General features: G+C 40.1%; 19 protein-coding genes and 1 other RNA gene. 7 read left to right on the top strand and 13 right to left on the bottom strand.

All coding sequences use genetic code 11. The features are described 5' to 3' along the window. Positions 1-19 precede the first annotated feature (19 nt). Entirely contained in the window at positions 20-1,234 is a 1,215-nt protein-coding gene (fabB, locus tag PP2015_RS06515; RefSeq protein ID WP_058029499.1) for a beta-ketoacyl-ACP synthase I, read from the bottom strand. A 178-nt stretch (positions 1,235-1,412) separates the two neighbouring features. On the opposite strand from fabB, the gene mnmC reads away from it, so the two are divergent. Then, positions 1,413-3,392: a bifunctional tRNA (5-methylaminomethyl-2-thiouridine)(34)-methyltransferase MnmC2/FAD-dependent 5-carboxymethylaminomethyl-2-thiouridine(34) oxidoreductase MnmC1 gene (gene mnmC, locus PP2015_RS06510; RefSeq protein ID WP_058029498.1), complete on the top strand. Its 1,980-nt coding sequence runs from the start codon at positions 1,413-1,415 to the stop codon at positions 3,390-3,392. A 57-nt stretch (positions 3,393-3,449) separates the two neighbouring features. On the opposite strand, the gene PP2015_RS06505 is transcribed toward mnmC, so the two are convergent. Next, the gene (locus PP2015_RS06505) at positions 3,450-4,292 is read right to left on the bottom strand and encodes a flagellar protein MotY (protein WP_058031563.1); all 843 of its coding nucleotides are present in this window, start codon (positions 4,290-4,292) and stop codon (positions 3,450-3,452) included. 209 nt (positions 4,293-4,501) lie between these two features. Here PP2015_RS06505 and rnt point away from each other — a divergent pair, with 209 nt between their 5' ends. Next, positions 4,502-5,164, top strand: coding sequence for a ribonuclease T (rnt, locus tag PP2015_RS06500; protein WP_058029497.1), 663 nt, complete (start codon positions 4,502-4,504; stop codon positions 5,162-5,164). A gap of 107 nt (positions 5,165-5,271) precedes the next feature. On the opposite strand, the gene gap is transcribed toward rnt, so the two are convergent. From gap to PP2015_RS06475, 5 genes are all read right to left on the bottom strand, one after another. Then, on the bottom strand, positions 5,272-6,279 hold the full coding sequence (gene gap / locus PP2015_RS06495) for a type I glyceraldehyde-3-phosphate dehydrogenase (RefSeq protein ID WP_058029496.1): 1,008 nt from the start codon (positions 6,277-6,279) through the stop codon (positions 5,272-5,274). A gap of 14 nt (positions 6,280-6,293) precedes the next feature. Next, complete coding sequence (locus PP2015_RS06490; protein WP_058029495.1) at positions 6,294-6,914, bottom strand: bifunctional 4-hydroxy-2-oxoglutarate aldolase/2-dehydro-3-deoxy-phosphogluconate aldolase; 621 nt, start codon at positions 6,912-6,914, stop codon at positions 6,294-6,296. 23 nt (positions 6,915-6,937) lie between these two features. Next, complete coding sequence (gene edd / locus PP2015_RS06485; RefSeq protein ID WP_058029494.1) at positions 6,938-8,791, bottom strand: phosphogluconate dehydratase; 1,854 nt, start codon at positions 8,789-8,791, stop codon at positions 6,938-6,940. A 394-nt stretch (positions 8,792-9,185) separates the two neighbouring features. Further along, a complete protein-coding gene (locus tag PP2015_RS06480) occupies positions 9,186-10,817 on the bottom strand; it encodes a DUF342 domain-containing protein (RefSeq protein WP_058029493.1) in 1,632 nt (543 codons plus the stop codon). Positions 10,818-11,220: 403 nt separating this feature from the next. Then, positions 11,221-12,711: a DUF3360 family protein gene (locus PP2015_RS06475; RefSeq protein ID WP_058029492.1), complete on the bottom strand. Its 1,491-nt coding sequence runs from the start codon at positions 12,709-12,711 to the stop codon at positions 11,221-11,223. Positions 12,712-12,988: 277 nt separating this feature from the next. On the opposite strand from PP2015_RS06475, the gene ssrA reads away from it, so the two are divergent. Both ssrA and PP2015_RS06470 read left to right on the top strand, forming a co-directional pair. Beyond that, positions 12,989-13,345, top strand: a transfer-messenger RNA (tmRNA) gene (ssrA, locus tag PP2015_RS21600). Positions 13,346-13,566: 221 nt separating this feature from the next. Beyond that, positions 13,567-13,752, top strand: coding sequence for a hypothetical protein (locus PP2015_RS06470; protein WP_058029491.1), 186 nt, complete (start codon positions 13,567-13,569; stop codon positions 13,750-13,752). Between the two features lie 64 nt (positions 13,753-13,816). Here the strand turns inward: PP2015_RS06470 and PP2015_RS22010 are convergent, their stop codons facing one another. Beyond that, positions 13,817-13,975: a hypothetical protein gene (locus PP2015_RS22010; RefSeq protein WP_169792719.1), complete on the bottom strand. Its 159-nt coding sequence runs from the start codon at positions 13,973-13,975 to the stop codon at positions 13,817-13,819. A 117-nt stretch (positions 13,976-14,092) separates the two neighbouring features. Continuing rightward, on the bottom strand, positions 14,093-14,401 hold the full coding sequence (locus PP2015_RS06465; RefSeq protein ID WP_058029490.1) for a major capsid protein P2: 309 nt from the start codon (positions 14,399-14,401) through the stop codon (positions 14,093-14,095). A 661-nt stretch (positions 14,402-15,062) separates the two neighbouring features. Here PP2015_RS06465 and PP2015_RS06455 point away from each other — a divergent pair. Further along, positions 15,063-16,238: a hypothetical protein gene (locus tag PP2015_RS06455; RefSeq protein WP_058029488.1), complete on the top strand. Its 1,176-nt coding sequence runs from the start codon at positions 15,063-15,065 to the stop codon at positions 16,236-16,238. A 60-nt stretch (positions 16,239-16,298) separates the two neighbouring features. On the opposite strand, the gene PP2015_RS06450 is transcribed toward PP2015_RS06455, so the two are convergent. Beyond that, positions 16,299-16,550, bottom strand: a complete 252-nt coding sequence (locus tag PP2015_RS06450) for a hypothetical protein (RefSeq protein ID WP_193330480.1) — start codon at positions 16,548-16,550, stop codon at positions 16,299-16,301. Continuing rightward, positions 16,531-16,743 (bottom strand): hypothetical protein, encoded by a 213-nt coding sequence (locus PP2015_RS06445; protein ID WP_058029487.1) that lies wholly within the window; start codon positions 16,741-16,743, stop codon positions 16,531-16,533. The genes PP2015_RS06450 and PP2015_RS06445 overlap by 20 nt, the downstream gene beginning before the upstream one ends. Positions 16,744-17,059: 316 nt before the next feature. Between PP2015_RS06445 and PP2015_RS21860 the strand changes: the two genes are divergently transcribed. Beyond that, complete coding sequence (locus PP2015_RS21860) at positions 17,060-17,197, top strand: hypothetical protein (RefSeq protein ID WP_169792718.1); 138 nt, start codon at positions 17,060-17,062, stop codon at positions 17,195-17,197. A gap of 219 nt (positions 17,198-17,416) precedes the next feature. Here the strand turns inward: PP2015_RS21860 and PP2015_RS06440 are convergent, their stop codons facing one another. Then, entirely contained in the window at positions 17,417-17,938 is a 522-nt protein-coding gene (locus tag PP2015_RS06440) for a hypothetical protein (protein WP_058029486.1), read from the bottom strand. 238 nt (positions 17,939-18,176) lie between these two features. After that, positions 18,177-18,488, bottom strand: a complete 312-nt coding sequence (locus tag PP2015_RS06435; RefSeq protein ID WP_058029485.1) for a hypothetical protein — start codon at positions 18,486-18,488, stop codon at positions 18,177-18,179. A gap of 635 nt (positions 18,489-19,123) precedes the next feature. Between PP2015_RS06435 and PP2015_RS22005 the strand changes: the two genes are divergently transcribed. Then, positions 19,124-19,279 (top strand): hypothetical protein, encoded by a 156-nt coding sequence (locus PP2015_RS22005; protein WP_169792717.1) that lies wholly within the window; start codon positions 19,124-19,126, stop codon positions 19,277-19,279. The last annotated feature ends 3 nt before the right edge of the window (positions 19,280-19,282 follow it).

Below are 19,282 nucleotides of genomic sequence, written 5' to 3'. Positions count from 1 at the left end.
CACTTAAAACTGTTAAGTATTAGCCTTTATACTTTTGCATCACAAGTGTTGCGTTAGTACCGCCGAAGCCGAAGCTGTTCGACATAACCGTATTTAGCTCAACGTCACGACGCTCAGTTACGATGTCTAGACCTTGTGCTTGCTCGTCTAGCTCTTCAACGTTAATTGAAGGTGCTACGAAGTTATTTTCAAGCATAAGTAGTGAGAAGATAGCCTCGTGTACACCTGCAGCACCCAGTGCGTGACCTGTCATTGCTTTAGTTGCGCTGATAGCAGGAGACTTTTCGCCGAATAACTCTTGAATTGCGCCAAGCTCTTTCACGTCGCCTACCGGTGTAGATGTACCGTGTGTGTTTAGGTAATCGATGTCACCTTCAACGTCAGCCATTGCTTGCTTCATACAACGAACCGCACCTTCACCAGATGGTGCAACCATGTCGTAGCCATCAGAAGTTGCGCCGTAACCTACGATTTCAGCATAGATATGTGCGCCACGAGCAAGTGCGTGCTCTAGTTCTTCAACAACAACGATACCGCCACCACCAGAGATTACGAAACCGTCACGGTTTGCGTCGTACGTGCGAGAAGCTTTTTCAGGCGTTTCATTGTACTTTGTTGAAAGCGCACCCATCGCGTCGAATTCCATTGCCAGTGTCCAGTGAAGTTCTTCACCACCACCTGCAAAGATAACGTCTTGCTTACCAAGTTGAATTTGCTCTACCGCATTACCGATACAGTGCGCTGATGTTGCACATGCAGAGCTGATTGAATAGTTAACACCTTTAATTTTGAAAGGCGTTGCAAGACACGCTGACGCTGTTGATGCCATAGTACGAGGAACCATGTAAGGACCTACGCGCTTAACACCCTTTTCACGAAGAATATCAGCCGCCTCTACTTGGTATTTAGAAGAACCACCACCTGAACCAACGATTAAGCCAGTGCGCTCGTTAGACACCTGCTCTTCAGATAGACCTGAATCTTCAATCGCTTGTGCCATTGAGATATAAGAGAATGCAGCAGCATCACCCATAAAGCGGTGTGCTTTACGGTCTACGTGTGCCTTAACGTCGATGTCGATGTTACCTGAAACATTACTACGAAGATTGTAGTCAGCGAATTCTTGATTGAAAACGATGCCACTTTTACCAGCTTTTAAAGACTCTAATACTTCGTTCTTGTCGTTGCCGATGCTCGATACAATACCGATACCTGTAATAACGGCTCTTCTCATGGGTGATTCCCTTAATTTTATTTCTAAATTCTGTGTATTCTACTTTGAATTGTGACCACAAGTGGTCAGCTTTCCAGCTTACACTCGTACTCTGAATTGTTTTTTACTAAATTTCAACGGACGAAAACAATTAAAACACGTAGAATACTGCATTAATTCGATCCTAATTGCATTAATCATGATCAAAAACGCACAAATTCACTTTAATGAATCTGGCACTCCGGTTGCCGACGACTTCGATGATGTTTATTTTTCCAACGATGACGGTCTTGCCGAATCTCACTATGTTTTCTACGAAAATAACAACATTTCAACACGTTTAGCTTGTCATGACCAAAAACACTTTGTCATTGCAGAAACAGGTTTTGGTACTGGCCTTAATTTTTTAAATACTTGGCAACAATGGCGTCAAATAGAAGGTAACAAAGCAAAGTTACATTTTATTTCTTTTGAAAAGTTTCCAATAAAACAGTCGGAACTTGCAAAAGCTTTAGCAGCTTGGCCAAGCCTAGCATCACTATCAGAGCAGCTTTGTAAGCACTACCCGATCGCACTTGAGGGTTGCCACCGCATTGAGTTTGAAGATGGCCGTGTAGTCCTTGATTTATGGTTTGGTGATGTGCACGACACTTTACCTAAAATGAATTTCACCCAACTAGGTATTGTGGATGCTTGGTACCTAGATGGCTTTGCACCAAGCAAAAACCCAGATATGTGGACACAACCGCTGTTCAATGCCATGGCAAATTTAAGTCGAGACAATGCAACATTTGCGACATTTACTGCCGCAGGTTTTGTACGTCGTGGCTTACAAGAAGCAGGATTCGAATGTAAAAAAGTTAAAGGCTTTGGTCGCAAACGTGAGATGGTTGTTGGTCAGTTAAATACCGCTAACAGCACACGTAATACACCTGAGTTTTATAACTTAAACATAAGACCACTCAATAAAGTTGCCATCATTGGTGGGGGCATTGGCTCTAGCTGTTTACTATATCATTTAGCCAAGCGAGGCATTAACGCGACGTTATTCTGCCAAGATGATGCACTTGCCAAAGGCGCCTCTCATAATCGACAAGGCGCCGTGTACCCCAATCTACAATCTGAAAATAGCCCATCAAGTGAATTCTATGCTCACAGCTATTTATACGCATTGAGGTTATACAAAGCTATTGCTGAGCAAGGTTTTGAATATGATCATGATTGGTGCGGGGTTTTACTCCAAGCGGTGAATGACAGCAAAGCGCTACAGCACAAAAAGTTAGTAGAAAAAGCGGTATGGCCTGATGCACTGATTTATCCTGTAGATGCATCACAAGCCAGTGAACTGGCTGGTGCTGAACTGCCCTACTCTGGTTTGTTTTTTCCAGAAGCTGGTTGGGTAAACCCAGCACAGTTAACCCATGCTGTATTTGATGCTGCCAATGCATTGCAAGGCGTGCAAACACATTTCAATACTGACATTCAAACTTTAGAGCAAAGCGAAGATGGGTGGTATTTAGTTACTGAAGACAACCGAGTTGGTCCATTCTCTGATGTATTTGTTTGCGCCGGTGAGCACAGTGATAGGTTCGAGCAAACAAAAGATATCAGCTTACACGGTGTCAGAGGCCAAGTCTCACATATTAGATCAGGTGAAGCATCTGATAGATTAAAAACCGTACTGTGTCACAAAGGTTATTTTACGCCAAGTCATGATGGCCATCATTGTATGGGGGCCACCTTCGATAAACACACCAAAAGTCGTGAATTGAAAGACGAAGACAATGTCATCAACAAAGCACAGTTAATGAAGTTTTATGAACAGAATGACTTTGCGCAAAGCCTTGGCGAAATAACTTCTGCGAAAGCCGCGGTGAGATGCTGTTTCAATGACCACTTACCCATGCTCGGTCAAGTTCCAGAGAAATCAGATTTATGTCATGCCTATGCAAACTTAAGCAAAGGTAAGCAGTACGATTTCTCTGAAGAACAAGTACCTTACGCTGGGCTGCATATCGTTACAGGTTTTGGGGCAAGAGGCTTGTGCAGTGCGCCATTGGCAACCGAACACTTGATTGCCAAACTATGTAATGAACCAAGCCCTTATAGTTTAAGAGTCAATGAGGCCATTCACCCAAACCGCTTTATTGTCAGAGATCTTATTCGTAATAAGATTTAACCATTAAAATAGAAAAGGCGACCTGGGCCGCCTTTTCTATTTTTAAACCAATCAAAACTATGGTTTTGCTATCTGAATAACTACTCGACGGTTTTTACCACGACCGATGGCATTATCATTAGGTTGCACATGACGCTTCTCACCAAACCCTTCTGTTTGAATTTTATCGGCTGGCACACCCATACTCGCCATATAGTCTTTTATCGCTTTAGCACGTTTCTTCGAAAGCTCCATATTTATCCATCGACCACCATAGCTGTCGGTATAAGCCGATATAAAGATAGATTCAATATTGTCATCGTTTTTAAGATACTCACCTATCATCTCGAGGCGCTTGCGAGACGATTTGGTTAAATCGCTAGAGTTCTTTTTATAATTCATTACTGTAAAGGCAATGTCTTCGAAGCTGTATGGCAGCAAATTATCGCGGCATTGTAAAAACGCCCAATAAGCTTGTCTAAAGTTTACAGATGAGAGCGCGACAGAAATACGATCAGCACTATTTTGCCAGTCTTTATAATAGAAAGTTGGGTGAAAACCTTTTTCAAGCTCTGTGAGCATTTCCCAAGAAACATCATTATTTAGTTCGCCATCAAACTTTTTTAATAGCTGCATTTTGCTGATATCACGTACAGGTACCCCTGCACGCCATTGTGGCGGTACCGATTGTAAACCTGCAAAGTCATAGGTTTCTGGGCGAACAACCATATCGAGGTTAAAAGTCAGATCTTTATTTTTGCTGGCCACGACATTAAAAATGGCTTCGCCATAATATGGGATTTCATGATGCAAAGCACAAGAAAGGCGTTTGGTCTTATTTACATCCCAATTTGAACTGTCTGCATTGGCGCTATACTGACGCATAGCTGCATCTGCAAATCCAATGTCTGCGAATAACAGTCCTAAACCGAATAAATATGCTTTGTACTTCACAACGTTCTCCGTACTGACAAAATAATGCCGCTTTGATGATCTCAACAACTCAAAAGCAAGAAATATGCCGCCAGTCTTAACACTCAATAAGTCAAAATGAATGAGACATATTTCGGGTCGCAAAAATCTATCTAAACAGTATAATACGCCCCTTAAATTCATAACATAAGTGCATTATGGCAGATCAAGAGCAAACTTTATTTTCCCAACGCTTTCGTGGTTTCTTTCCTGTAGTTATCGACGTAGAAACAGCTGGCTTTAACAAAGACACAGATGCGCTATTAGAAATCGCTGCCACAACTTTAAAAATGGATGATGAAGGTGTTCTAAGTTTAGATCAAACTCTACACTTTCATGTTAAGCCTTTCGAAGGTGCAAACATCGAGCAAGCTGCCATTGAATTTAACGGCATTGATCCGTTTTCAGAATTACGTGGTGCTGAAGATGAAGCTGTTGTCATCAAAGAAATCTGTAAAATGGTGAGAAAAGCCCAAAAAGCTGCGGGTTGCTCTCGCTCAGTGGTTGTTGCACATAATGCCGCATTTGATCATGGTTTTTTAAATGCAGCGATAGAGCGTAATAAAATAAAGCGCACTCCTTTTCATCCGTTTGTTAGCTTTGATACAACCTCTTTGGCAGGTCTTGCACTAGGCCAGACTGTACTTGCTAAAGCATGCCGCACAGCCGGTATTGAATTTGACAATAGCCAAGCACACTCTGCCCTTTACGACACTGAACGTACAGCCGAATTATTTTGCTTTATCGTAAATAAATGGCAAGCATTAGGTGGTTGGCCGTTACCGGAAATAGAAGCAGAACAAGACGAAACAGAAGCATAGACTTTTACTAATAATATCTAAACTTCTTTCATTAGATAAACATATTTAACCAGACATAAAAAAACCGCTTATCGAAGCGGTTTTTTATTGCCAATTTTAACTTTAACTTATAGGTATTGGCCTAATGCTTTAACTTGGTCGATCATACGGTTAGAGAAACCCCATTCGTTGTCGTACCAAGCCATAACTTTAACAAGCTTACCATCAACTTTAGTTTGCGTTGAATCAAATACTGATGACGCTGGGTTGTGGTTGAAGTCAATTGAAACAAGCGGAAGTTCGTTGTACTCAAGTACTTCAGCCATCGCTCCTTCAGTTGCAGCCGCTTTAACCGCTGCGTTTACTTCTTCAGCAGTCGTTTCGCGAGAAGCAATGAAAGTTAAGTCAACTAAAGACACATTTACAGTTGGTACACGAACAGCCATGCCGTCTAACTTGCCTGCAAGCTCAGGTAATACTAGACCAACGGCTTTTGCAGCACCTGTTTTAGTTGGGATCATAGACTGAGTTGCACTACGCGCACGGTAAAGATCCGGGTGATAAACATCAGTAAGGACTTGGTCGTTTGTGTAAGCGTGAATGGTTGTCATGCTACCCTGTTCGATACCAATTGCATCATTCAGTGCTTTAGCAACTGGTGCAAGACAGTTGGTTGTACAAGATGCATTTGAAATGATGTTACTAGAAGCGTTGATCACTTCAGAGTTCACACCGTGAACAACCGTTGCATCAAGGTCAGTGCCAGGTGCTGAAACGATTACTTTTTTAGCGCCCGCTTCAATGTGCTTAGCCGCAGCATCACGTGACGTGAAAATACCTGTACATTCTAATACGATATCAACGTTAAGCGCTTTCCAAGGCAGGTTAGCAGGATCACGTTCTTGCGTAAGTGTGATTTCGTCATTACCAATCACTAACGTGTTTTCAGCTAGCACAACTTCTTGGTTGAAACGACCATGCACTGAATCAAACTGAGTTAAGTGCGCATTCACGTTAGCAGGTGCTAGGTCGTTGATAGCGACAATTTTAATTTGTTCGTTTTGACCAGACTCGTATAGCGCTCGTAAAACATTGCGACCGATACGGCCATAACCATTAATTGCGATATTAATCATTTTCAGTTCCTCGACTATTTTACTTCACTTGCTTGTTTCGCAAGCGCTTCGATCGCCTGCCAATCTTTGTTTGAGATAAGTTCTTTATCTAACATCCAAGTACCACCAACGCACACGACGTTATTTAAGGCTAGATACTTAGGCGCTGTTGCTAAGCTAATACCACCCGTTGGGCAGAATTTAACTTGTGGTAATGGGCCACCAATTGACTTAAGCATTGGCGCGCCACCCGCAGCTTCCGCTGGGAAGAATTTTAAAAACTTAAAACCATGTGATGCTAAATTCATCACTTCACTTGGTGTGGCTGCACCCGGTAAAAACGGAATGTCAGTTTCTTTAGCTAGCGCTAAAAGCTCATCATTTACACCAGGACTCACCATGAAGTCAGCACCGGCAGCAACTGATGCTTCGAATGTTGCTTTATCAATCACAGTACCTGTGCCGACGTAAGCTTCTGGTACTGCTTCTTTCATTAGCTTTACCGCTTCTGCCGCCACTGGTGTGCGGAGGGTAATTTCTAGTGCTTTTAGGCCACCGTTATATAACGCTTTTGCTAACGGTACAGCGTCTTCTAAGTTTTCAATCACCACCACTGGTACAACTGGTGCTGATGTTAAAATGTTTTCAATACTCATCTTATTCCTCATTCCCAATGCTATTATTCTTCTAGTCCAAACGCACTTGCGCCTAGGTCTGCACTGCTTACGATATTCCTAAACCCTGCGAATAACTCACGGCCTGTGCCATAAGTCGGTTCAGTATGACTTATCACATGCTCGCGTTTTGCTAACTCATCGTCCGATACATGAAGAATTAAATCGCCATTTGGTGCATCTAAAGTAATCAAATCACCGTCATGAATCTTAGCTATGATCCCGCCTTCAACTGCTTCTGGTGCTAAGTGGATTGCTGCTGGTACCTTACCTGACGCACCAGACATACGGCCGTCAGTTACAATCGCAACTTTGTAGCCTTGATCCTGAAGCGTTGCCATCACAGGCGTTAATTTATGAAGTTCTGGCATGCCCTTAGCTTTAGGACCTTGCTCTTTAATAACAGCAATAAAATCTGTGTTTAATTCGCCTGCAGCGAATGCATCTTGTAGTGCAGCTTGCGAACTAAATACTTTCGCAGGTGCTGATACAGTTTGGTGTTGCTCTTGAACAGCTGAAACCTTGATAACCGCTTTACCAATGTTGCCTGTTAGTAGCTGAAGGCCACCTTGCTTATTGAATGGATTGCTCACAGGGCGAAGTACTTCTTCGTCTAGTGAGTTTTCAGGACAAGGCACCCACTTCACTTTGCTAGGACCTGTGTTGCTAGACATGATTAAGTTGTCATCAACATCTAACACTGGCTCTTGGGTATAAGCATCAAGACCTTCACCAACAATAGTCTTCACATCATTGTGTAAGAAACCACCGTCACGCAGTTCACGCATTAAGAAGCCCATGCCACCCGCTGCTTGGAAGTGGTTAACATCCGCAGAACCATTTGGGTAAATACGTGTAAGTAGTGGTACAACTTCTGAAAGCTCTGCCATATCTTTCCAAGTAATTTGAACACCAGCCGCTTTCGCCATAGCAACTAAGTGAATTGCGTGGTTTGTTGAACCGCCTGTAGCTAGTAGGCCAACTAGACCATTGATCACTGTCTTTTCGCTCACTACTTCGCCGATTGGGTTTGCATCTTTGCTTTCGATAAGTTGCTTAAGCATCAACTCAACCGCACTGCCTGTAAGGCCATCACGTAATTCAGTGTAAGGGTTGATGAAAGAGCTACCAGGAAGATGAAGACCCATGATCTCCATTAGCATCTGGTTTGAGTTGGCAGTACCGTAGAAAGTACAAGTACCTGCGCTATGATATGACGCACTCTCTGCTTCAAGTAACTCTTCACGAGATACTAAACCTTGTGCGAACTTTTGACGAACACGGGCTTTTTCTTTATTTGGAATACCAGATTGCATCGGACCTGCTGGTAAGAAGAAAATAGGTAAATGACCGAATGAAAGCGAACCAATAAGTAGTCCCGGTACGATTTTGTCACACACACCTAAACAGAAAACACCATCAAATACATCGTGTGAAAGTGCAACGGCTGTAGACATCGCAATCACGTCACGTGAAAACAACGATAATTCCATACCATCACGGCCTTGAGTTACCCCGTCACACATTGCAGGTACGCCACCAGCTACTTGTGCGGTCGCGTCATATTTTTCTGCAATCTTTTTAATTAGCGGAGGAAAATCAAGGTAAGGCACATGCGCTGAAAGCATGTCATTGTATGAATTGATAATAGCTAGGTTTGGTTGCTCGTCAGCCTTAAGGCGATCTTTATCAGAGCTTGAACATGCAGCCATAACGTGAGCTAGGTTGCCACATCCTAAACCAGCGCGCACACGTGTTTGTTTTTTTGCTTCTTCGATGCGTGCTAAGTAGGCTTGGCGTGTTGCTTTGCTGCGTTCGATAACACGCTCTGTGACGGCTTGGATACGAGGATGTAACATAAAATTCTACTCTACTCAAAATTTAAGAGGATAAAAGGCTCAGTACAATTAAAGACTCCACTCTAAATGTACCGAGCATCTTTAGATTTACCCGTTCAAAGGTACGCTATCAGGTTGTCTCTCACCCCAACCTGACACCGGTGTCATATTATTGAGCCACAAAGCTGACACCGGTGTCAACTCTTAATCTTTAATTTAGTCAAAGATTCATAAATGAACAAATTTCAGTAGAGCGAAAAAAAGTCGCATATTTTTTGAAATAAAAAACCAAAAAGAAAATAAAACTTTGATTTATATAAGTTTTTAAATTTGAAATTATTTTAAGAAGCGAGAAATGTAAAGGCTCCGAAACACTGGAGCCTTTTAAAAAAGAAATGAAATTTAATTTAAAATTTTAAGACAAAAACTGTTGAGTAATTTTGCCTTCGTCCAATTTAACTAAATGCGGTGGATAAATCCGCGTAAATTGTTTTGAATCTCTTGCGATTGTCACCTCAATGCCTGGATGCATTAACTCATTGACTTTAACCCTGCTACTCATCAACAAGCGTCTAAGTTTTTGCTGAACTAACTTTAAATTACGCTGATTTCGCTGATAGTGTACATTCAACTGTTTTTCATTTGCTAAAAGCTTATTTATATAGGCCGCTCTTTGAGGCGTATCAGGCGCTTTTGAGGCTTTCATTTTGGCTCGTGTTAATGCAACAGCCTTATCTGCTAAGCGTTTTTCAAATAACTTGAACTCCGTTTGCTTCTCTTTTAACTCATGAAACGATTGCGCGATAGCAATATGCGTTTTAGTTCCTGAAGGTGCACCTAATTCTCCAGTCTCAATACGCAACGCATTTAAAACCTTGCCACCAATTAACTTTCCTCGTGGCGTATCGCCTTTTCCAACTCGGATGAGTCTTCTAGAAGATAAATTACAATGCAAAGCCTGCTTTTCGATTAATAAATCTTGCTCAGTCTCGATATGCACATATTGCGCATAACCTATTGAAATGCTTCTTTTTGCTTTAATAAAACAAGAAAAATCTAACTCTTCCGTTACTTTTCGACCAACCGCACCTTGTACGATGGTAATGGCATTCTCACTTTGTAAATCAGCTGATTCAACAAAACCCAGAACAGTTATATCTCCAGTTGCTTTTACTTTCATACCATCTTTGACATCACCACTTATAATAATCGAGCCATCAAACTCTATATGGCCCGTAGTAACATCAACGTCGTTGTAGCATAAAACATCATCGACCCGCATCCCTCTTGGCAAAGCCACAGGTACACCTTTAGCATCTGCAATTAACAGATTTGGGTCTTTATCTGAAATTTTGGTGCCTTCAAGCACCTCAATTGCAAAGTTTTTCCCAGGTTTAGCCTCTATCACATCACCAAAAACAGAGTAACCTTGTGAGCCTTCTGTTGCTGGAATTCTCTTCATTAGAGGGCTGCCCGGCTTAACCGTGATAATTGCGCCTAAATCGCGCATATCTACTTTGCCACCATCTTTCTCTTGCGGACTTAAAACTCTATCTTGAGCTGTCATGCATAAACGCACGAATCGTGCATCTGTGCCATCTTTTGCACGCTGACCATGCGCAACAATGGCACTGTATTGGGCGCCTGGGGGTTGTTCGAATTGTTGGCCTAAGCATTGTTCAAGTGCATCACGATTGACACCTTTCACAACGCCAGCTTTTTGAAGTGCCGCTTTCGCGTCATCTAGAGATATGATTTTACCACCGCAAGCGGTTGTCACTTGCGCGTTGGCCATCATGTTTGATTCGTCGACTTTGATCATGATTGATGCATCAATCGCTTTAGCAACAACCAAAGAATCTTTACCGTAGTCATCACCTGATGAAAACAGTTTGCCTATATTGGCATGTATAACTTCAAAATCAGCATAACTTGACTGTTCTATCAACTCTAAGAGTTGTGAAGCGCTAGCAGGGAACCCTGACTCGATAGGGTGTGACAATAAGTACACATATCCATCACCCTCATCAAAACGAAATAATGACATAAGTCTTTCCACACTACGGTTTATTATTATTGGCTAAAACACGACCAAACCATTTCACCACAACCTTTGAGTATTGTTAAGCTGATTCTACTTAATCAAGTTACAAAGCTTAAACAATTGTAAATGGCGATTTTTTGAACGTAATTAGCAGAAACATTCTAAGTAAACATTTCCTATTAGTTACATAAACTTATCGACCACTTGGACAAGCCCTTTAAATAAAAACATAAAATTAAGAATAAAGGGTTAATTTACATATGTAGCTAATTCAGAGACTGACAAATCACATTACAGACAAAATATCGTGTAGTAAATAAGAAAGAGATAAGCTAACAAAAGAGTATGATATTTAATACTGGGAAGGAGTAAAAAGGCAGAATTTTTTACACTCTGCCCATTTAGTTTATCTAAAACTTGGCATAATTGCTGGCAAGCCTGGTAACAAACCAACAAGCGCCATCACACCTGTTAAAACTACAAACATGATAAGTGGAATGATCCAGCGGTTCATTGAGCTAAGCTCTTTACTTCGCTCCTTACAACCAATTAAACCTAAGTTATCTAGTAACATAGTTAAAGACCAACCAAACGCTGGATTAACTAATGCCGATGAGAAAACAACAATGGCTGCTGACTGAGTTGTTTTACCTTCGCGTGTCATTTCCATACCCGCCTCAAGCAATGGAATAAACACACCGACAATCAATGCAACACACAATACGGGTTGCCAAATAGCTAAATCCATAGGGTAACCCCAGATACTAGCAATGACACAAAACAATGCCGTTAATATTGCTCCTGCGGGAATTGGACGTTTCGCAATAGCAGCTGGCACGATGTATGTGCCCCATGAAGAGGTAAAATTAGCACCACCTAAAATAGATCCGAAGGTCTGACGAATAGACGCACTCGTCATCGTATCGTCAATGTTCATTTGAACTTTTTCAGTACGTGCTGGGTAACTGATTTTTTGAAAAACTTGATGACCTAAAAAATCAGGTGACCACATGGCTACAGCTAGAATGGCAAAAGGCAGAACAACAATAAAGCTTTCAAGCGTAGGTAACCCTAGCATCCACCCCGTGTTTTCACCCCACCAATACATAGGGTTCATGTTTGGTAGGCCTGGCCCTGTTTTAAACTCAAACGGCGCACCAAGTGCAAAAGCAACACCACCGCCAAGTAAACAGCTTAATGGCACCGCCAGCCAACGCTTTTTAAAGTGCTCTAATAACGCATATAAAACGATGGTACTGAGAATAATAATAAAAGCGATATGAGACATATCAATACCTTCTGCCCATGCAAACAACTTCTTAACTTGCGAAGTTGTGCCAATAAAGCCAAGGTATAAAAGCAAACCACCACAGACTCCTCGACTGGTGAGCCCAGCTAAAACACTCCCACCTTTACTGACCGCCAGTAATAAACCAAATGCCCCTATGAGCAAACCAAACGCCATCGGGTGACCACCCGCCGCAACCACAATAGGAATAAGTGGAATTAATGGTCCATGGGTACCAGCTAAGTTTGCCGTTGGTAATAGAAAACCAGAAAACAGTAAAATAAATAGAGCAACGATTAACAATTCGTAGCGCACATTTTCAAGAATAAAGCCTTCGCCTAGCCCTAAAGGTGCGGCAAATGTTGCGGCAATTGCCCCCACCATCACAATTTTACCTATGGTCCCCGCCATGGCTGGAATAGTGTCTTCCAATTCAAATCGGTAATCTTTGAATGGCAGGTTTGGACGCCAACGTTTAGGCTGCATAATTTGCAATTCATGCTCTAAATATTCGTCGCGTGTTTTAAATTCAGAACTTGCACGGTGTAAATTTTGATAACTGTCTTGTTGGGCTGACTCGCCTCGGTTATCTAAATTCGATGTTGTCATCACATCTCCTACTTCGGATGTTGGTGTTATTTGATGCCACAAGCATAAAACAACCAAATTTGAAAAGAGCTTAGCAATAAGTCGAGTATTTCATCTTATAAATTAATAAGTTCGACTCTTCACTGCTACGAATAGCTCAACTAACACACAACCCGCACAAATATCAGCCAACTCATTAATTAATGATGACTTTTAAAGTGATTAATGATTGCGAAGCACATATATAGGCGTTAGAATGCAATCACTAAGTCACGTTGTGACTCTGAATACAAATTCAGGGGCTGATTAGGATTCGACAGGATTCATGAAGCCTGAGGTGCATGTCGAGGGGCGGTTGGCCTCGTAAAAAAGCCGCATTTAAAGTAATCGCAAACGACGATAACTACGCTCTAGCGGCATAATAGCCCGCTAGCACTCCTCCAAGAAATGCTTGTGGTTCTGGTTCTGGAGTGTCACCCTACACAAGATCGCTGCGGAAACCCTGGCCGGGGTTGAAGGGCTAAAACTAAGCGGCCTCGCCTTTATTTATCGTGTTCGTCCGAGACTTAAAGGTTAACCAATAGACGATACTAAACATGTAGGACCGAAGGTCGACGCTTTCTGGACGGGGGTTCAAATCCCCCCAGCTCCACCAAATAGCAATATCAAAACCCTATCAAAACACTGTTTTTGATAGGGTTTTTGTTTTTCTGGGATTTGAATAGTGTGTGAATGGGGACGTAAATGTGGCATGATTTGTCACGTTTTTGTCCCTTATTATATTTTTATTATTTCAAACCAAAATTTAAAACTTGACCATGAAATTGGGACGGGTTAATTTAATGTTTCTCTATTATGTACAAAAGGAAAAGAGAAATGAAAACTATAAAATTAAATAAGAAAAACTTAAAAAAATTATCTAACTCTCGTGAATTACCAGCAAATGCAACACCGCAAATTGGTGGTGGTGGATATACTACCAATTCGAATCATTGCGATCAGGGTGATCTACCGACTCATTTATCAAATTGCCACCCGCAAACTCATACAATTACTTGCTAATTGATGACATGGAAAGAGGCTACTAGAGCCTCTTTTTTACTACTACCAAAAGACCCCACATTAATTACTTATTCAACGCATCTTCTAATGCGCTGATCAATTCATCATCTAGTTTGTTGTTTGTCTTGCTGGCTAAGTGTTTAGCGGTGGCGAGACAAACGCGCTTGATGAATACTTCGGTTGCGAGTTTGGTTAATAGGTATTTACCCAGAGTGCTTAACATGGTTTTTGTTCTCCAGTTTGGTTACTCGTTCCTTAAGCTCTTTCATTCCTTGCTTAAGCCACCCTACATCCGTGCGAACAGCTGCGACTGTTGTCACCCCTACCTCAATTGCATTTGTTAAATACCTTCAGGAGTGTGGTATTCAAACTTTGATAACGGCAGAATAAAACGGCCTGTTTTGCGATAACGCTTATAGGCTTTATCAAGCACATAGAGCATTTTATTAGTCACTGAAACAACCGGCACACCACCAATGTCGATGGTGATTTTTTTAATTGTTTCGACGTTTACTAAATTGGTTTCAAGCTCGACCATGTGATAGGTCAAACCCGATTGCAATTTAATCGACCATTCTTCACCGAACCCCGTACCCGTTGGGCTAGGTAGCTGAATCAAAGACGGTCGAATTGAATTAATAAGACTCATGCCAGCTCCTTATCCGATTTCATCTTCAACTGCATCTACGTTATTAGATGCCCAAACAACTACTGCCGCGACAAATGTCGCGATACCCGCTGTGATTAAGTAAGTTTTGTTTTTAGCAGTCATTAATAAAGTTCCCTTTGGTATTTGCTAAATCGTCCTAGATTGCCCGCGATACTGACCGAACCGCGAGCGCGTTTGCGTTTATTTGTAAGCCTACGCTTGGCTTTTTTTTGCCTTTTGGTGTGTAACCGCTCTTTACGCTGCTGAACTAAATCAAAAGGCAAAGGGCTACGGTCAACAAAAAGCGCTTTAGGATTCCACTTCCCGAACATGCTTTGTTCCTTTAGCGATTTTTACAATGACAAAAGCAGTAATAGCGGAGCCTAAAGCTACAAGTGAGTAAATTTTCATAATGTGTATTTCAGTCTTTAGCTGACTCGTGTTGCTGCAAATGTGGGTTTTAAGGTAGAGAAAAAAAACGGTTTTGATCAACGTGGTTTGTGTAAAGGGAACCTAATAGGTTAAATTAATAAGAAAAAGGAATTATCACTTGAAACTCTTCCAAAAATTATTTGTTTCGTTCTACTTCTGGTTCATCAATCACAGATTAAAATTCAGAAATGATATTATTAAATTGATATCGAATAGGATATTTTTAATAGTGATAAAACAATTCCCGGAACTTCAATACGAAGAAGTCCAAAAAATCTCCTACAAACTATATTTAAGTGTTTTAGATGAAAATGAAACTATAGACTTAGAAGACGATTATTATGATTTAATTGAGCATGTAGAAAATGATACTGAGATACACAAACTCTTGATAACCTATGATTATTTTAGGTATTTCATTTTTAAAAAAGTTGATTGGATTTCTGCAAGTTTATCAGAATCTTACCTAAAAAAAGCTGTTGAGAGATCTTCAAGATATAGTGTGGACGCCAAATTTAGTGATCTTAATGAAGTTCAAAAACAAAAGAAGTCAATCATTAAGGAGCAAAGGGAAACACTAAAGCTAATTAATGGTCACTTTGATAATAAAGTGGAAATTAAAAAACAAAATATTTTGGGTGGCTTCCATTTATCTTTTGGTGAATTAGCTTCACTAATCACATTTCTATCCACATTGTTATTAGCTTGTGGATATTTCCATATAAGCTACTTATTAGCTCCATATTCTATAAACAGTGGTGATTTTTATAGTATTACAGATTATTTGGCCGTCTCATCTAACTTGTTAGATCCAATAGCTTTTTCTGTTTTTCTAACACTTTGCTTTTTATTGGGAGTAAAAACATCTTTTGATAGGCAAATACGCTCTGAAATATACTCATTTGAAGTTCAAAAATCGAATCAGCATATTTATTTATGTATTTTTATAAGTCTAACAATCACTTTTGGGTTTTGCGTAGCACCTGAACAGTTAGCGGAAAATTCTTATTTGGCAATCTCATTCAATATATTTTTCATCTTTTTGGCTAGCATAGAAAAATTTCCATTTAAATATCTGGAAAAACCATATTTAGTATTAGCAATGTACATATTCTTAGGAACGCTTGCCATATCTGTATTTGAACACTCAGCTAAACAAAAAGAGCTTTTATTAAATGATGACTTTGAAGGTATCTACTTAGCATATGTAAAAGGTGATAAAGAACAAATCGCCCAAAAAGTAGCTTTAATAAATAGCAAATTTCTTTTCATCAAAAAAGGAAATGAAATTGATATCATGCAACTTAGTGAAGTAAAAAGAATTGAAGTGATCAAACGCCATGAAGAAAGAGCGCTTGATCTGTATTTCCGATTCTTTGATTGGCTAAAGGCAAGTTTAAGTTAACTTCAACTTCCCAAACTCGACATTCCCAATACCTGGGGACTTATAAAAATACTCAAGCTTTTAAGTGCTTTGAGTTTTGCGCCCTGCTATTGCCGCCTTAAAGAATTTAGTAAACGATTTATAACGTCTGACAACACGGCCTTTAAACTTGCCTCTATAGTCTTCGTGTGGGTCCCAAAATAAAATTTGGTCTGTAGCTTTGGTTGTTGGCAACAACTTAGCAGCGGTTGTTTTACCGCTGCCAGTGCCGCCAACATACAAGCAGTGCAAAGCACTCAGCGCATTGTGTGAATTAATGGGCTGCATCAACATCGCTTGCCACCTCGTTTTGCTCTACTTGCTCCGTTTCTTTTTTGGCTTGCGCGTCACGCACTTTTAACTGCTTAATTTGTTTTACCGAACTAAACATAAACGAGCCTAGCCACATTGGACCCAATATCTCGTCTTTATAGTTACCCAATAAACCCGCTGCAGCTGGCGCATACTTTTGAATTAACGGTTTCATTCGGGCGGCGCCCATTTTATTAGATGTATCTTTGATAACAAAGTCGAGATGAACGCGTTTGAGGAAAACATGAAGACGTTGACCTGTTTCGTCCTAAAGAGATCAGTGCAATACTCAAGAGCGCCAAAAATGAGTTAGAACTCAATTTACTTACTTTGCTCTTTTATACAGGCATTCACCCATCGGAAGCCGCTGCATTGCAATGGGTAGAGGTTGATTTAATTAATGAAGAATTAAAAGTGTGTGCAGCTGTTATTTGGGATTCAAGCTCTCAAAAGGCAGTCACCAAAGGCACAAAACCTGTGCGGGTAATCGTGTGATTGAACTACAACTCGAAGCTATCGCAGCACTTGAAGCACAAAAAGAATTAACCGGTAGCAATGAGTTTGTTTTCATTGAACCAAAACAAAAGCGCCAGCTAACAGGTTCGGCGCAAATTCGAAAAAATATATAGCTGCCAGTATTAACCGCCAGCGGCGTGAGATACCGCCCCCCTTACCAAGCCCGCCACACATTCGCCACTATGCTAATCAGCCAAGGCAAGAACTTGTGGTGGATTGCCCGACAAATGGGGGATGACAGCCAAGAAATGCTATTTAGGTATTATGGGAATTACATAAAAGAACACGATCAAAAAAGCCACTAGTTAGCGGCTTTTTCATTCTTACTTAAGTTATTGCTCTTCAGACTTAATGTCATAGAGTAGCATCATTTTCTCAAGCTGAATGTTTCTTTCTATGAGCTTTTGATTTTTTTCTTCTAGGAGCTTATTTACTTCTTTAAGCAAATCAATCTGCATGTTATGGCCACTTTCATTGGTACTAGTTCTACCTTTGTAAAACTGCATAAAGCAATACACAGAACTAATGAATAAGGTTAAATATATGTAATATTTGATGAAGCTATGCTTTTCCTTATTTTCTTCATGTCTTTCATCATCTATAAACCTTTCATTCTTAACAGCCCCTGGGTCTCTAAGATTGCAATTTGATTGATCACTCTTAGAGCCAAAAGTTTCGCAATACACTTTCTTAGTCTCATATATTGCACTATCAACTTTAAGTTCTATTAGTTCTCTGTGAAGGGTTTCTTCTGATCCAGAATAATGAGTTATCATAACTAAAAATAAAGGTGCACACATCATAATCCAAAGCAGGAAAAAAAATTCTATGTAGGTATAAATTACTTTTTTCACTAAATTCCTTAATTAGTTTTTTATCATTTTTGATTTATTGAAAGGCTCATCTAACAAAACTCCCCATTAGTTCGGGTAATTCATTCAAGCCTCTTTCCAGTAGACTTCCCTTGTTAAGAAATCCCAGAATAATTAGAAATAAAATTACAACTGCTATGGATAAAACTGTAGATAATGGGAAGCGCTGTAATGCAATAGAAAAACATTTTAAGCCGAGTTTATTAAGCTCTTTAGTTTGTTACACTGTTGCTCTATCTATTGCTTTTTCTGAGCTTCTTTCAGCAAGCTTTTGAATTAATGGTTTTTCTATTAACTTAAACATTACACTAAAGAAATGCAAAGTAATCCTAAAAATTGCAAAAGGCATTTTAGTAAAAGAGAAAGCAGCAAACAAAGTTTGCTTTAATTTCCTTGGGTTTTCTCCACCTAAATAAGCATCAACTTCTTCTGCTAACCTAATCCTATTTCTAATAGAAAACCAAGTTACAAACAAAATGTAAAAACATACAAGCAACGTAAACATTGCTAAATCAAACATACTAATCGACATTCTCAATTTCCTTATCTATTTCTTTTAAATCTGCCCTTTGGGCTAAAGCATTCATCCTATCCTCATGTTCTTGTATGAACTTAAACCTTTTGAGCTTTCGCTCTTCCCTATTGCTTAAATACAAATAACCATACCTAAGTACAATTAAAGCCATAGCAATTATTGAAGATGAACCCCAACCCGCTGAAACAAATTCTTTCAGTGCAGCTAAATTTTTAACTATACAATCTTAATCCTTGACCGAGTAAAAAAACAAATTTCATTATATTTCAGTAGCTTGTAATCTACGAAAAAAGCATATATTTGTCACGTATAATGTCCCTACTAACAAGTGCCATGTTGATTTATAGCAATAACAGTAAGTTATGTAATTGTGTACGGCGGTTCAAATCCCCAGCTCCACCAAACGTATAAATCAAGACATCTCAGGATGTCTTTTTTTATGCCTTTTACTCAATAACACCATAATCGTTTATCGCCAGCCACTTACCTTATAACAAACTTAAAAGGTCTAAAATCTTATTCCCCATGCCCCCAATTTATCTGGCTTTTTACGTGTAATTCATGTAAAAAGCACGCCTACTAGCCATATGATAATAATGTGTATTTGTATTTAACCAATTTAGTAGGTATCGATGAGTAAGACTTTATGTGAGTGGAAGCGAAAAGATATTGAAAGCAAGTTATCTCAGCTTGCTGATATTGTGTCGCCTAGTCATTTTATTTGTAAAAAATGTGCGCGTTCTGCCAGTGATAAGAAATACCTTTGTAAAGGCACTAAACTGAAATAATCA

The sequence above is a fragment of the Pseudoalteromonas phenolica genome (genome assembly GCF_001444405.1).
In the GTDB taxonomy this organism is placed as follows: domain Bacteria; phylum Pseudomonadota; class Gammaproteobacteria; order Enterobacterales; family Alteromonadaceae; genus Pseudoalteromonas; species Pseudoalteromonas phenolica.
Note: the sequence above shows the minus strand (reverse complement) of the source record. Positions and strands in the feature narration are given on the sequence as shown.

Bases quoted from the DNA above. Each gene is read 5' to 3' on its own strand.
- PP2015_RS22005 (WP_169792717.1), top strand. From the start codon at position 19,124: ATGAGTAAGACTTTATGTGAGTGGAAGCGAAAAGATATTGAAAGCAAG.
- gap (WP_058029496.1), bottom strand. From the start codon at position 6,279: ATGATTAATATCGCAATTAATGGTTATGGCCGTATCGGTCGCAATGTT.
- PP2015_RS06490 (WP_058029495.1), bottom strand. From the start codon at position 6,914: ATGAGTATTGAAAACATTTTAACATCAGCACCAGTTGTACCAGTGGTG.
- fabB (WP_058029499.1), bottom strand. From the start codon at position 1,234: ATGAGAAGAGCCGTTATTACAGGTATCGGTATTGTATCGAGCATCGGC.
- PP2015_RS06445 (WP_058029487.1), bottom strand. From the start codon at position 16,743: ATGAAACCGTTAATTCAAAAGTATGCGCCAGCTGCAGCGGGTTTATTG.
- PP2015_RS06480 (WP_058029493.1), bottom strand. From the start codon at position 10,817: ATGTCATTATTTCGTTTTGATGAGGGTGATGGATATGTGTACTTATTG.
- edd (WP_058029494.1), bottom strand. From the start codon at position 8,791: ATGTTACATCCTCGTATCCAAGCCGTCACAGAGCGTGTTATCGAACGC.
- rnt (WP_058029497.1), top strand. From the start codon at position 4,502: ATGGCAGATCAAGAGCAAACTTTATTTTCCCAACGCTTTCGTGGTTTC.
- PP2015_RS06450 (WP_193330480.1), bottom strand. From the start codon at position 16,550: ATGTTGATGCAGCCCATTAATTCACACAATGCGCTGAGTGCTTTGCAC.
- PP2015_RS06465 (WP_058029490.1), bottom strand. From the start codon at position 14,401: ATGAGTCTTATTAATTCAATTCGACCGTCTTTGATTCAGCTACCTAGC.
- PP2015_RS06475 (WP_058029492.1), bottom strand. From the start codon at position 12,711: ATGACAACATCGAATTTAGATAACCGAGGCGAGTCAGCCCAACAAGAC.
- mnmC (WP_058029498.1), top strand. From the start codon at position 1,413: ATGATCAAAAACGCACAAATTCACTTTAATGAATCTGGCACTCCGGTT.
- PP2015_RS06470 (WP_058029491.1), top strand. From the start codon at position 13,567: ATGAAAACTATAAAATTAAATAAGAAAAACTTAAAAAAATTATCTAAC.
- PP2015_RS06435 (WP_058029485.1), bottom strand. From the start codon at position 18,488: ATGTCGATTAGTATGTTTGATTTAGCAATGTTTACGTTGCTTGTATGT.
- PP2015_RS22010 (WP_169792719.1), bottom strand. From the start codon at position 13,975: ATGTTAAGCACTCTGGGTAAATACCTATTAACCAAACTCGCAACCGAA.